The organism is Ancylobacter pratisalsi (assembly GCF_010669125.1).
Classification (GTDB): Bacteria; Pseudomonadota; Alphaproteobacteria; order Rhizobiales; family Xanthobacteraceae; genus Ancylobacter; species Ancylobacter pratisalsi.
Genome location: NZ_CP048630.1, coordinates 1,602,224 through 1,615,000, shown reverse-complemented (window position 1 = coordinate 1,615,000; position 12,777 = coordinate 1,602,224). Strand labels below are relative to the sequence as shown.

The following is a 12,777-nucleotide window of genomic DNA, read 5'->3' as shown; positions in this document are numbered from 1 at the left end:
GAGAAGTTCCTGAGTTGTCCGTCTTGCCAGGTCTCGGCCGCGCTCACCTCCCATTGGTGTTGCGACATTCAAGTTCTGAGCAGTGCAATTAGGACCGTGAGAGTGTGCCGATGACCGCGTTTCGTTTCATCCACTCTAGCGACCTTCATTTGGGAAAGCGCTTCGGAAACATAGCCGAGGAGTTGCGCGGGCGTTTGCGCGAGGCGCGCCATGGGGCGCTCGGGCGACTAGCCATGCAAGCGCGCACGAATGGCGCGACGACAATCCTGCTGGCAGGTGACACTTTTGATACTGAAACACCCGCCGCTGATGTTCGCCGCCAGGCCTTGTCGGAAATGGGCCACCATGGTTCTCTCCGATGGGTGATCTTGCCGGGAAACCACGATTCGCTTCAGGCATCACAGCTCTGGAATTCACTGCGTTCAGACGCACCCGAGAATGTCGCCCTGGCGATTGAGCCAGTTGCTATGCCTATCGCTCCCGGTGTCATGCTCTTGCCGGCGCCGTGCACGACGCGGCGCCCCGGCCGTGACCTGACAGGATGGATGGATGAGGCGGCAACACCCTCGGGTACTATCCGCATAGGTCTGGCCCATGGTGCCATCCGCGATTTTTCTGAGGACGGTACGGTCGCCGATGTGGTTCCGCCCGATCGCGCGCGTCGGTCGGGCATCGACTATCTGGCGCTGGGCGATTGGCACGGCGCGATGAAGGTTGACGCGCGTACATATTACAGTGGAACACCCGAGCCCGATCGCTTCAAGCACGATAGGCCTGGTCAGGCTCTGGTGGTCTGCATCGACGCAGCAGGTGCCGTGCCAGAGGTGACACCTGTGGAGACCGGGAGCTTCGCGTGGCGTACGGTTCGGATTGACCTGTTGTCCCAGGACGATGCCACGCGGAGGCTCGAGGAACTGTTGCCAGCGGGGCCGGCGCGCCGGCAGACGCTTATGCGCGTCGCCGCCTTTGGCCGGGCGAGCCTTTCGGCCCGCATCATGCTGATGGATGCGATCGCGCGGGCGACGCCCGAGTTCGCTTATCTCGAACTTGATGATGCAGCACTTGCGACGAATTGCGAGAGCGAGGATCTTGACCTGATCGACCGAGCCGGCGCCTTGCGCGAGGCGGCCGAGGCGTTGCGCGCGGAAAGTCTCGACCCTGCCAGATCTCTCGCCGAGCGAGACGTTGCACGCGCCGCATTGATGCGGCTGTTCTCCTATGCCCAACACGTCGCCTCATGAAGATAGCCGCGCTCAGGCTCTATAATGTGAAGCGCTTCGCCCGACGCGGCGTGGCGATTGAAGGAATCGGCGACGGCGTAAACGTTCTGTGCGCCGCCAACGAGCATGGCAAATCGACGAGTTTCGACGCGCTACATGCCTTGTTCTTTCAGTCACATATGGGCCTGCCGCGTGATGTGCGACGGCTGCAGCCCTATAGCGGCGGAAATCCGTTGGTTGAGGCGGACATCCTCGTTCCCGAAGGCCGCTTTCGCTTGACCAAGCAGTTCATCGGCGGAAGGCGTGCGACGGTGACGGATCTTGGTACAGGGCGTCTCGTTGCCCAGGCTGATGAGGCCGAGCGCTTCATCGCTGGCCTCATTCGCGGCGGGACGGCTGGACCCGCCGGATTGCTGTGGGTGCGGCAGGGGAATACGGGGCTGGAAAAAAGAAAGGAGGATGAGGACGAGCGGCAGGTCCGCGAGAGCCTCCTCACCTCCGTTCAGGGCGAGGTCGAGGCGATTACTGGCGGGCGGCGCATGTCGCAGATCATCGAGGCCTGCAATGCTGAGCTGGGTGCATTGGTCACGGCTACCGGAAAGCCCAAAGCCGGCGGGCCCTATGCGGCTGCGATTGAGGAACTGGAGCGTTTCACCGGGGAAGAGGTGCGCCTGAAGGCCGAGGTCGATGCCCTACGCGAAGCGCTTGACCAGCGAACAGGTGTCCTGAAGCGGCTGACCGAATGCGAGAATGCCGATGATAAGACCGCCCGCCGGTCCGCGATTGCCGAGGCGGAAGCGGCTTTCGAGGTGGCAAAGAACCATGCGGAATCGCTGAAGGCGGCGAGGGCGGAGACCGCCCTTGCCCGAAGTCGCTTCGAGGCCGCCGGGCGCGATTTCAGGGCGTTTCGCGAGGCATTGGAACGGGTTACGGTTCTCCAACAAGAGCGTGAGACGGCGCGTGAGCGGCGGGACGCGACGCAGCATCGGCGCAACGCGGCCTCGCGCGCGGTGGAGGAGGCTCGGGCCGAGGTTGAAGCCGCCGAGAGCGAGGAACGCCGTGCGGGCGAGCTTTTGAGCGCGCTCGATGCGGCCCAGAAGGCCCGGCAGGCCGCACTTGAGCTTGATGCCCTCCGACAGCGGCTGGAGCGCGCCGAGGCGATCCGCACGCGCGAGGAAGAGTGCGAGGCCGAATTGGCGTCGATCACGTTGCCTGCGGGCAGCATCAAGCGTTTGCAGGCCCTGGAACTCGACATCGCGCGGCTTCGGGCAGCCGAGGAGGCCGGGCGCCCGTCACTTCGCATCGCCTATGCGCCGGGTAGCCAAACGCGCGTGATCATTGACGGCCAGGAGTGGCCCGACGGCGATGAACGCATGGTGCGCGATGTGGCGCGGCTTGATCTGCCGGGGATCGGGACGCTCTCCGTTCACGCCAACCGACCGGTGGATGCCGACGGTGCGCTGAAGCGGGCTGAGCAGGCACGCGCCACCCTGCTGGCGGAAATCGGTGTCTCCAGCCTCGATGACGCCCATCGCCGGCAGGAGGCCGCGACCGCCAAGGCTGCCGAACTCGATCAGCTGCGTTTCGAGAAGAAACATCTTGTACCCGAAGGACTTAAGGCGCTGCGCGAGGAGATTTCGCGGCGCGCGGCACTCCCCGAAGCGCTGCTCGAACTGACCGGAGACCCTCAGGAGGTGCGGGAGTTGCTCGCCCGCGCCGCGCAGCGTGTCGGCGCGGCGCGCAACCGTGCCCACGAGGCCCAGCCGGAGCGCGAGCGGGCCATCGACGCATTGATGAGCGCGCAAGCCAGCCTGGCTGCGATCGAGAGCGAACTGAGCCGACTGGAGGCGAGCCTGGGGCCGGAGGGGGAACGCCAGACTCGCGAGGCGGGCCTTGCGGCGGCGTTCGCGGAGATGGAGGCGGAACTGCGCAGCCGCGAGACGCGCTCCCAGGTGCTGGAGGCGCGGGCGCCCGATCTGGTGACGGCGGAGGCGGTGCTGCGCCGGGTGAAATCGGTCGACGAGGCGGCGAACCGGCAGGAGGCGCAGCTGCGCGTGACCCTTGCCGGTCTCACCGGCCAGATCCGAACACGAGCGGACGATGCGGTTGAGGAAGCGTGGCGTGAGGCGCGTGAGGCGCGTGAGGCCGCGGCGTCGCGGGTGAGCGCCTTCGAAACCGAGGTTGCCGTTCTCGGCCGGTTGCGAGAGGCGCTGCAGGCGTCGCGCTCGGCGGCGCGCGATCTCTATCTCCAGCCGGTGCTGGCCGAACTGCGCCCGCTGCTCCACCTGCTGTTCGACGACATCTCGATCGTGTTCGACGAGAAGACCCTGCTGCCGCAGACCATCCGCCGCAACGGGCAGGACGAGGAAGTCGACCGTCTGAGCGGGGGCATGCGCGAGCAGCTCTCCGTGCTGACCCGGCTCGCCTTCGCGCGGCTGCTGGCGCAGGATGGCAGACCCGCGCCGGTGATCCTCGACGATGCCCTGGTCTATTCGGACGACGACCGCATCGAGCGCATGTTCAATGCGCTGCATCGCCAGGCGCTGAGCCAGCAGATCATCGTTTTCTCTTGCCGGCAGCGGGCCTTTGCCAGGCTGGGCGGGAATGTGCTGCACATGACCGACTGGGAGCCCACCCTCGGCTGAGCCCGCTTCGGCGTGAGCATCAGGCCAGAAGCGCCGACGCGCTGCGAAACAGCATGTAGGACGCCACGATAAAGATGATGGCCGCGAACACGGTGGCGAGCTGTCCCGAACGGTTGGAAAGATGCTGGGCCGCCCGCATGCCGGCGTAGCTTCCCATGGCGCCGCCAAGGATGAAGACGAGCGCAAGGCCCCATTCGACATAGCCCGACAGCGCGTAGTTGAAGGCCGTTGTTAGCCCGAAGGCGGCAACCGCTACCAGCGAGGTGCCGATCGCGTTGAGAATGGGCATTCCTGTCGAGCCGATGAGCCCGGGAACGATGAGGAATCCGCCGCCAATGCCGAAGAAGCCGGAGACGACACCGGTGGCGAGGCCAAAGCCGAGGACCTTGGGTGCCTTGGCGCGATTGCACTCCGCGCCCGGTTCGCCCGGATTGCCGCGCCCGCGCAACATCAGCACGCCCACGCCCAGCATCAGCAGGGCGAACAGGAAGAGCAGCTTCTGACCGTCGATGAGCTTGCCGAAGGTGGAGCCCATGAGGGCACCAAGAATGCCGGCGGTGGCATACATGCCCCCGCAGCGCCACTTCACCGTGCCGGCCCGCGCATGGCTGAGCAGCCCGACGGCCGCGTTGACGGCGACAGCAAAGGCGCTGGTGCCGATGGCCACATGGGGATTGCTCACGCCGACCAGGTATACAATCAGCGGAACGGCGAGAATCGAGCCGCCGCCGCCGACAAGGCCAAGTGTGAAGCCAACCAGAACGCCGGCGCCGCCGCCGAGCGCGTATTGCACGGGTTCAAGCATCGTGGTGCCTCGCTTGCCCATGGCGCAGCAGCCGGGCGTGCTCCGCCTTGGGATGCGCTATCTGGCGGCGCGGGAACTGCCGGCATCCGTTGGCGCCGGGCGGCATCTGCCGTGCCGGGCCCGGCCCGCTGACATGCCGGCGAAGTGGACCGGACATTGACTTTCTCTTTCCCAATCTTCAATTTCATAGTTTCATATAGTATGTAAATATAGAGTGAAATGGTTCTACGCAATGGCCCGGGGCACCTGAGACACATGGCAACCGAACACGCTTCCGCGACCGACCCCGCAACTGCTGATCTGCCGGGTGAGGCCCGTCCGCTGAGGATTGGCGATCGGGCGCCGCTGTTCAGCGCCCGTTCGACCCGTGGGCCGGTCGAACTCGCCGATTATCGTGGGCGGTGGGTGGTGCTGTTCTCCCACCCGGCCGACTTCACCCCGGTGTGCACTAGCGAGTTCATTGCGCTGGCCCGGCTGGCGCCGCGCTTCGAGCAGATCGGCTGCGCCCTGCTCGGTCTTTCGGTGGACAGCCTCTATTCCCACGTCGCCTGGATGCGGGCGATCCGCGCCACGTTCGGCGTCGATGTGCCGTTTCCGGTCATCGAGGACCCTTCCATGGCGATCGGACGCGCCTATGGCATGATGGACGAGGGCGCGCGGGATTCCTCGACCGTTCGGGCGAGCTATTTCATCGATCCGGAAGGCATCATCCGCGCGATGAACTGGTACCCGATGTCGGTGGGCCGCTCCGCCGAGGAGATGCTGCGCCTTGCGGCGGCGCTCAAGAGGGTGGAGGCGGGCGACGTGTTCACGCCGGAGGGCTGGGTTCCCGGCGGCCCGGTGCTGCGACCGCTGAGCGGCGAGCAGGGGCTCTTCGAGCCGGCGGCCGACTGGTTCTGCCGCACCAGCGAGGAAAGCTGACCGCCATGGCGCTGACGCGGGAACAGGCGGAGCAGGCCGTTGAGCGGCTCAGGGTCTACAGCCAGCCACAGCGGCTGATGATCCTTTCTCATCTGCAGGATGGCGAGAAGACGGTCGGCGAGATCGATGCGGTGGCCGGCATCGGCCAGCCGGCGCTGAGCCAGCAGCTCGCCGCGCTGCGCCGCGCCGGGCTGGTGGCCACGCGCCGCCAGTCCCGGCAGGTGTTCTACCGCCTTGCCGACGCCACGGTGGGCCATTGCGTGCGCAGCATCGAAATGCAGTTCGGGGCCGGTTCCGACATTGCTGCTGCGCCGGCCGCCGCGCCAGCGATCATCTCGGCTGCCCCGAAACCCGCTCCGCAAAAGGGGGCGGCGGTCTTTGCCAGCATCGTGCGCGATCGGCAGGGCGCGCGCTAGCGGGCGCGCGCCCTGCCGGCGCCATCGTCCGGGATGATCTGCCGCGGCGGGAATGCCTCCGGCGTATTGCGTCGCAGCAAAAGCTGATATAGCTCGGGGATACTCATCTGGACCCGGTGTAATTCCGGGTGGCTCTTCCGGCCGCCGATCCGCCGGACAACGCATATGCAGCGCTCCTTGCCACCGCTTTTTCGCGGCTGGTCGCTCTTTGCGCAGAAAACACTTAATGACAGCAACTTCACGCTACTTCCGCGATTGGTTCTTCAATATTCGTGGCGACGTGCTCGCCGGCATCGTCGTCGCACTCGCGCTGATTCCCGAAGCCATCGGCTTTTCGGTGATCGCGGGGGTCGACCCCAAGGTGGGGCTTTTCGCCTCCTTCGCCATCGCCTGCGTCTCGGCCTTCGTGGGCGGGCGGCCTGGCATGATTTCAGCCGCGACCGCCGCGACCGCCGTGGTGATGGTCTCGCTGGTGCGCGACCACGGCCTGCAATATCTGTTCGCCGCCACCATCCTGATGGGCGTGATCCAGCTCATTGCCGGCGCGCTCAAGGTCGGCCGGCTGATGCGCTTCATCTCGCGCTCGGTGATTACCGGCTTCGTCAACGCGCTCGCCATTCTCATTTTCATGGCGCAGCTGCCCGAGCTGATCCATGTGCCGGTCCAGACCTATGCCATGGTCGCGGCGGGGCTGGCGATCATCTACCTGTTCCCGCGCCTGACGCGGGCGGTGCCGTCGCCGCTGGTCGCGATTGCCGTGCTCACGGTCTTCGCCTGGTGGAGCGGGATGGACCTGCGCACGGTGGGTGATCTGGGCGAGCTGCCCTCCAGCCTGCCGTTCTTCGCGCTGCCGGATGTGCCGCTGAACCTTGAGACGCTGCAGATCATCCTGCCCTATTCGCTGACCCTGGCGGCAGTGGGCCTGCTGGAATCGCTGCTGACCGCGCAGATCGTCGACGACATGACCGACACCCTGAGCAACAAGAGCCAGGAATGCGTCGGGCAGGGCGCCAGCAACATCGCCTCCGCGCTGATCGGGGGCATGGGCGGCTGCGCGATGATCGGCCAGTCGGTGATCAACGTCACCTCCGGCGGGCGCGGGCGGCTCTCCACCTTCATCGCCGGCGCGTTCCTGCTGTTCCTCATCCTCGTGCTGGACGACGTGGTGCGCATCATCCCGATGGCGGCGCTGGTGGCGGTGATGATCATGGTCTCGATCGGCACGTTCTCCTGGCGCTCCATTCTCGACCTGCGGACCAATCCGCGCTCGTCCTCCGTGGTGATGCTGGCGACGGTCATCACCGTGGTGGCGACCCATGACCTGGCGGTCGGCGTGCTGGTGGGCGTGCTGCTCTCGGGCGTGTTCTTCGCCGGCAAGGTGGCGCAGCTGGTTCATGTGTCGGTGAGTTCCGACGAGGCGCGCGGGCGCGTGGTCTACACCATCACCGGGCAGATCTTCTTCGCCTCGGCCGAGGTGTTCCTGCGCGGATTCGATTTCGACCAGCCCGCGCGCGAAGTGGTGATCGACGTGACCCATGCCCATTTCTGGGACATCACCTCGATCGGCGCGTTGGACAAGGCGGTGATCAAGCTGCGCAAGGCCGGCGCCGATGTGTCGGTGCTTGGGCTCAACGAGGCCAGTGCGACCATGGTCGACCGCTTCGCCGAGCATGACAAGGATGGCCTGTTGGAGGTGTCGCCGCACTGAGGCGACACCGTCTCCGACGAAGGGACGAGGTTCGAAAGCCGCCCGGCTGCGCTAAGCAGGACGCGAAGCGCCAAAGGGCGCGCAGGACGGGAAGAGCAGACCTTCGATGAGCGAGAATGAGGCGGGCGCGCCGGGACGGGCCCTTTCCGGGATCCGGGTACTGGACCTTTCCCGCGTGCTGGCGGGGCCCTGGGCGACGCAGACCCTCGGCGATCTCGGTGCCGAGGTGATCAAGATCGAGAAGCCCGGAACCGGCGACGACACGCGGGGCTGGGGGCCGCCCTGGCTCAGCGACGGGGCGGGCGAACAGACGCGCGAGAGCGCCTATTTCCTCGCCGCCAACCGCAACAAGCACTCCGTCACCATCGACATGGCGCAGCCGGAGGGGCAGGCGCTGATCCGCCAGCTTGCGCAGGCGAGCGACGTGGTGATCGAGAACTTCAAGGTCGGCGGCCTCAAGCGCTACGGGCTCGACGCCGAGAGCCTGACCGCGCTGAACCCGCGCCTCATCTATTGCTCGATCACCGGCTTCGGGCAGGACGGGCCGGAAGCCGGGCGGGCCGGTTATGATTTCATGATCCAGGGCATGTCGGGCCTGATGTCGGTGACGGGCGGCCCGCAGGACGAGCCGCAGAAGATCGGCGTTGCGCTGGTGGACGTGCTGACGGGCCTGAACGCGGCGATCGCCATTCTCGCCGCGCTGGAGCAGCGCCACCGCACCGGCCGGGGCCAGACGATCGACGTCGCGCTGTTCGACGTGGCGATGGCGAGCCTTGCCAATCAGGCGCTCAATTTCCTGGTGGGAGGCACGGCGCCGCGCCGGCTTGGCAATGCCCACCCCAACATCGTGCCCTATCAGGTGTTCGAGACCGCGGACGGGCATCTCATTCTCGCGGTGGGCAATGACGGCCAGTTTGCCCGCTTCTGCCGCCTCGCCGATCTGTCCGAGCTGGCGAGTGACGAGCGGTTCACGACCAATGCCGCGCGCGTGGCCCATCGCGACGCGCTCATCCCGATGCTCGGGGCCGCCCTGAAGCGGCAGACCACGGGTGAATGGCTGGCCATGCTCGACGCGGCGGGGATTCCGGCGGGGCCGATCAACACCATCGCGCAGGCCTTCGCCGAGCCGCAGGCGCTGGCGCGCGGACTGGCGCAGGCGCTGCCCCATGCGCTGGGCGGCGTGGCACCGGGCGTGCGCAGCCCGCTGCGGCTGAGCGAATCCCCGACCGGGGAGGGGCTCGCCCCACCAGTGCTCGGACAGGACACCGACCGGGTGCTGACGGATATCCTCGGCCTAGGAGACGACGAGCGGGCAAGGCTTCGGGGCGCGGGCGTGATCTGAACGGCGCACCCTGCTTCAGCGCAGGGCCGGTTCCGCACTCAAATCCGCCATGGGCAGCAACGCGCCGCGGGCGCCGACGACCCGCATGGCGAGGTCGTGGGCGCAGCGGGCCGCGCGGGAGGGGGCGAGGCCCCGCAGACGCGCAGCGAGGTAGCCGCCATTGAAGGAATCGCCCGCCCCGGTGCTGTCGACCGGCACCACGCGCGTGCATTCCTGGGTTTCGATCTCACCCGACCCGGCAAGCAGCGCCAGCGTGCCGCCGCCATTCTTCACCACGACTTCGCCCGCCCCATCCTCCCGCCAGCGGCGGGCGCAGGCGAGGATGTCGGCATCGCCGAACCATGTCGCCTCGTCATCGAAACTGGGAAGCGCGATCGTGGCGACCCCCGCCGCCCGGCGCAGCCATTCGCGCATGGCGTCGGCGCTCTCCCACAGTTGCGGACGCAGATTGGGGTCGAAGGCGGTCATCTTTCCCGCCGCGCGTGTCTGCGCGACACATTCCAGCAGGAAGGCACGGCGGTCGGGGGCGAGTATCGCCAGCGTGACGCCGGAGAAATAGACCGCATCGGCCTGCGCGATGGCGCTGGCAAGCGCGGCCTCGTCATCGGCGAGAAGGCGCGCCGCCGACTGGCCGCGCCAGTAGGAGAAGCTGCGCTCGCCCTCGTGCAGCTCGATGGAGTAGAGGCCGACATTGCGCTGGGGATCGCGCCCGATGTACCCGGTCTCGATCCGGTTGGCGTCGAGAAAGCGGATCATGCGTTCGGAGAACGGGTCGGCGCCGAGCCGGGAGAAATACGCGACGCGCCAGCCGCCGGCGACGGTGTCCTGATCGAGACAGGCGCGCATGTACCAGGCGGTATTCAGCGTGTCGCCGGCAAATCCCATGCGCCACAGCGCGCCCTCGTGCTGCGACAGCTCCACCATCGCCTCGCCGATGGAAAGAAAGAGCCGGCCGCTCATCGAGAGCGCTCCCGGACAACCGCCTCGGCCATGCCGTTCGCGATCATGCCGGCGAGCGCGTCCTCGACCTCGGCACGCCACAGCGGCGATGTGCGCAGCGCTTCCGGGAACAGGCCCGGCAGCGCCTGCAGCGCCAGCGAGATCGCGCCGGCATCGCGCGCGTGCCCGGTCAGCACGGCCCTGATTTCAGCCTCGCGCGGGTCGCGCAGCGCGTAGGAGGCGCCGCCATCGCTCTCGCCGAGGCAGTAGCGCATCCACGCCGCGACCGCGAAGGCGAAGGGGCGCAGGGGTTGGCCGGCCTTCAGGGCGCTGACGGCCGGATGGAGCAGGCGCTGTGGCAGCTTCTCCGTTCCGTCCATGGCGATCTGGTAAGTCTCGTGCGCAATCGCGGGATTGGCGAAGCGCTCGGCCAGCGCTTCCCCATAGGCGCCAAGATCGATGCCTTCCAGCGCCGGCAGCACGGCCGCGGCGGCGGCGAGATGACGCCGCACCAGCAGGGCAAGATCGGGGTCAGCCATGACCTCGCGCACATAGCGATGGCCGGCGAGGAAGCCGGCATAGGCGAGCATGGAATGGCTGCCATTGAGCATGGTCAGCTTCATGCGCTCATAGGGCGTCACATCCGGCACGAACAGCGCCCCGCCGGCTTCCCATTGCGGCCGGCCGGTGGGGAAATGGTCCTCGATCACCCATTGGTGGAAGGGCTCGGTTTCGATCGCGCCAAGGTCGGTGCAGCCGGTCAGGCGCTCGGCCTCGGCTCGCGTGTCCGGTGTCGCGGCGGGGGTGATGCGATCGACCATGCAGGAAGGGAAGGCGACGTGTTCGCCGATCCATTCCGCGAGATCGGGCACGGCCAGAGCCGGCGCGACCAAGCGGGCAAAGCCGACGACACCGTCGCGCAGCAGTGCGCCGTTTTCAGGAAGGTTGTCGCAGCACAGCACGGTGAAGGGCGCGGTGCCGGCCTTGCGCCGCCGGCTCAGCGCCGCCACCAGAAGACCCAGCACGCCGGACGGCGCGGCGGGGTTGGCGAGGTCGGCCGCCACGGCCGTATGGGTGCGATCGGGCGCACGCGCGGTGCGGTCGATGCCGTAGCCCTTTTCGGTCACGGTGAGGGTGACGAGCTTCACCGCCGGATCACACAGCGCCTCAAGCGTCGCGGCGGGATCGTCGGCAAGGATATGGGCGATCGACCCGATGACACGGGCCGTGGTGCCGTCGGCGCCGCGCTCCAGGAGGGTGTAAAGCCCGTGCTGCAGGTTGAGCGCCTCGGCGACGTCGCGGCTGCGCAGGCTGATGCCGGCGATCCGCCAGTCGCCGCCGGCATGGGCGAGGGCGGCATCGGTGTAGGCGGCCTGATGGGCGCGGTGAAACGCGCCGGCGCCGATGTGAACGATGCCGACGCCATGCGCGGCGGGCTCATAGCCCGGCCGGAGCGCGGCGCCGTGCAGCAGAGAGAGGTCTGTCAGGCGCGGGGCGCTCATGAGCGGGGCGCCTCGGCGCCCGCGCCGGCGACGGGATGGGACAGTGCCGCCATGATGCCGCGCAGCTCGGCGAGCCCCTTCAGCCGGCCGATGGCGGGATAGCCCGGCTGCCCCTTGCGATTGAGATCGTCGAGGATGTCCTGCCCGTGGTCGGGACGCATCGGGATCGAGATATCGGCGCGCCCGGCCTTGCGGCGGCGTGCCTCCTCCTTCAGAGCGGCGCCGATCAGCGCCACCATGTCGGTGCCCCCGCCCAGATGCTCGGCCTCATAGAAGCTGCCCATCACGGTGTCCGATTCACGGTGAACATTGCGCAGGTGCAGGAAATGTACCCGCTCGCCGAGCCGCTCCATCATGCCCGGAAGATCGTTGTCCGGCCGCGCCCCCAGCGAGCCCGAGCACAGGGTGATGCCGTTGGCGGAAAGGTCGACCGCGTCCATCACCGTTCGGTAGTCCGCCTCGGTGGACATGACGCGGGGCAGGCCGAGCAGCGAGAACGGTGGGTCGTCGGGATGGCAGCACAGGCGAAGGCCCAGTTCCTGCGCCAGCGGAGCCACTTCCGACAGGAAATCGATCAGGTGGGTGCGCAGCTGCTCGGCCGAGATCGACGCGTATTCGGAAAGATGCGCGCGGACATCCTCCAGCGTGAAGTTCTCCGCCGCGCCCGGCAGGCCGAACACCACGTTGCGGGCCAGGGTGGCGCGGGTCTCGTCGTCCATACGCGCGAAGCGGCGGCCGGCGTCCTCGACCACGTCGGGCGGGAAATCCTCGGCGGCGCCGGGGCGGGCGAGGATGTGGATGTCGAAGGCGGCGAAGTCGACGAGGTCGAAGCGCATGCAGGTGGCGCCATTGGGCCGCCGCCACGCCAGATCGGTCCGGGTCCAGTCCAGCACCGGCATGAAATTGTAGCAGATCACCTCGATGCCGGCCTCGCGCAGTGCGTGCAGCGAGGTCTTGTAGTTCGCCAGATGGGCACGCCAGTCGCCCTTCTGCTTCTTGATGTCCTCGGATACGGGAAGGCTCTCGACCACTTCCCAGCGCAGTCCGGACGGCGCGCCGTCCTTCATCTGCGCAAGCTGCGACTGGCGGCGCGCGATCTCCTCGCGCGTCCACACGGCGCCCGTCGGCACGTGGTGCAGGGCGGACACAACACCCTCGACCCCCGCCTGCATCATGTCGTCGACCGACACCAGATCCTTCGGCCCGAACCAGCGCCACGTCTGCCGCATTGCCTGCACTTCCCTTCAGCTGTCGAACTGCCCGCCGGGGAATATCACCT

Annotated in this window: 10 protein-coding genes and 1 other annotated feature; of the genes, 6 read left to right on the top strand and 4 right to left on the bottom strand. The window is 67.5% G+C overall.

Annotation, left to right across the window (positions count from 1 at the left end):
- Nucleotides 1–110 precede the first annotated feature (110 nt).
- Nucleotides 111–1,241: a metallophosphoesterase family protein gene (locus G3A50_RS07700; RefSeq protein ID WP_163074697.1), complete on the top strand. Its 1,131-nt coding sequence runs from the start codon at nt 111–113 to the stop codon at nt 1,239–1,241.
- Nucleotides 1,238–3,865 carry an AAA family ATPase gene (locus tag G3A50_RS07695; RefSeq protein ID WP_163074696.1) on the top strand — a complete coding sequence of 876 codons (2,628 nt, stop codon included), beginning with the start codon at nt 1,238–1,240 and terminating at the stop codon, nt 3,863–3,865. The genes G3A50_RS07700 and G3A50_RS07695 overlap by 4 nt, the downstream gene beginning before the upstream one ends.
- 19 nt (nt 3,866–3,884) lie before the next feature.
- Here G3A50_RS07695 and G3A50_RS07690 read toward each other — a convergent pair whose 3' ends face one another.
- A complete protein-coding gene (locus tag G3A50_RS07690; RefSeq protein WP_163074695.1) occupies nt 3,885–4,670 on the bottom strand; it encodes a sulfite exporter TauE/SafE family protein in 786 nt (261 codons plus the stop codon).
- 255 nt (nt 4,671–4,925) lie between these two features.
- Here G3A50_RS07690 and G3A50_RS07685 point away from each other — a divergent pair, with 255 nt between their 5' ends.
- The 4 genes from G3A50_RS07685 to G3A50_RS07670 all read left to right on the top strand — a co-directional run bounded on the left by G3A50_RS07685 (nt 4,926) and on the right by G3A50_RS07670 (nt 9,057).
- Nucleotides 4,926–5,591, top strand: coding sequence for a peroxiredoxin (locus G3A50_RS07685; RefSeq protein ID WP_163074694.1), 666 nt, complete (start codon nt 4,926–4,928; stop codon nt 5,589–5,591).
- A gap of 5 nt (nt 5,592–5,596) precedes the next feature.
- Nucleotides 5,597–6,007, top strand: a complete 411-nt coding sequence (locus G3A50_RS07680) for an ArsR/SmtB family transcription factor (RefSeq protein ID WP_210255247.1) — start codon at nt 5,597–5,599, stop codon at nt 6,005–6,007.
- Nucleotides 6,008–6,113: 106 nt separating this feature from the next.
- Nucleotides 6,114–6,169 (top strand) — a sequence feature (sul1 is cis-regulatory element that is thought to sense ions involved in sulfur or methionine metabolism; They are found in Alphaproteobacteria).
- 64 nt (nt 6,170–6,233) lie between these two features.
- Nucleotides 6,234–7,715, top strand: a complete 1,482-nt coding sequence (locus tag G3A50_RS07675) for a SulP family inorganic anion transporter (RefSeq protein WP_163074693.1) — start codon at nt 6,234–6,236, stop codon at nt 7,713–7,715.
- Between the two features lie 106 nt (nt 7,716–7,821).
- Nucleotides 7,822–9,057 (top strand): CaiB/BaiF CoA transferase family protein, encoded by a 1,236-nt coding sequence (locus G3A50_RS07670; RefSeq protein ID WP_163074692.1) that lies wholly within the window; start codon nt 7,822–7,824, stop codon nt 9,055–9,057.
- Between the two features lie 15 nt (nt 9,058–9,072).
- On the opposite strand, the gene G3A50_RS07665 is transcribed toward G3A50_RS07670, so the two are convergent.
- From G3A50_RS07665 to uxuA, 3 genes are read right to left on the bottom strand one after another with little or no spacing between them, the layout of a single operon-like run.
- A complete protein-coding gene (locus G3A50_RS07665; protein ID WP_163074691.1) occupies nt 9,073–10,017 on the bottom strand; it encodes a sugar kinase in 945 nt (314 codons plus the stop codon).
- Nucleotides 10,014–11,498 (bottom strand): mannitol dehydrogenase family protein, encoded by a 1,485-nt coding sequence (locus G3A50_RS07660; RefSeq protein WP_163074690.1) that lies wholly within the window; start codon nt 11,496–11,498, stop codon nt 10,014–10,016. Before G3A50_RS07660 ends, G3A50_RS07665 begins: the two co-directional genes overlap by 4 nt.
- The gene (gene uxuA / locus G3A50_RS07655; RefSeq protein WP_163074689.1) at nt 11,495–12,727 is read right to left on the bottom strand and encodes a mannonate dehydratase; all 1,233 of its coding nucleotides are present in this window, start codon (nt 12,725–12,727) and stop codon (nt 11,495–11,497) included. Before uxuA ends, G3A50_RS07660 begins: the two co-directional genes overlap by 4 nt.
- Nucleotides 12,728–12,777 lie beyond the last annotated feature (50 nt).

Bases quoted from the DNA above. Each gene is read 5' to 3' on its own strand.
- G3A50_RS07700 (WP_163074697.1), top strand. From the start codon at position 111: ATGACCGCGTTTCGTTTCATCCACTCTAGCGACCTTCATTTGGGAAAG.
- G3A50_RS07695 (WP_163074696.1), top strand. From the start codon at position 1,238: ATGAAGATAGCCGCGCTCAGGCTCTATAATGTGAAGCGCTTCGCCCGA.
- G3A50_RS07690 (WP_163074695.1), bottom strand. From the start codon at position 4,670: ATGCTTGAACCCGTGCAATACGCGCTCGGCGGCGGCGCCGGCGTTCTG.
- G3A50_RS07685 (WP_163074694.1), top strand. From the start codon at position 4,926: ATGGCAACCGAACACGCTTCCGCGACCGACCCCGCAACTGCTGATCTG.
- G3A50_RS07680 (WP_210255247.1), top strand. From the start codon at position 5,597: ATGGCGCTGACGCGGGAACAGGCGGAGCAGGCCGTTGAGCGGCTCAGG.
- G3A50_RS07675 (WP_163074693.1), top strand. From the start codon at position 6,234: ATGACAGCAACTTCACGCTACTTCCGCGATTGGTTCTTCAATATTCGT.
- G3A50_RS07670 (WP_163074692.1), top strand. From the start codon at position 7,822: ATGAGCGAGAATGAGGCGGGCGCGCCGGGACGGGCCCTTTCCGGGATC.
- G3A50_RS07665 (WP_163074691.1), bottom strand. From the start codon at position 10,017: ATGAGCGGCCGGCTCTTTCTTTCCATCGGCGAGGCGATGGTGGAGCTG.
- G3A50_RS07660 (WP_163074690.1), bottom strand. From the start codon at position 11,498: ATGAGCGCCCCGCGCCTGACAGACCTCTCTCTGCTGCACGGCGCCGCG.
- uxuA (WP_163074689.1), bottom strand. From the start codon at position 12,727: ATGCGGCAGACGTGGCGCTGGTTCGGGCCGAAGGATCTGGTGTCGGTC.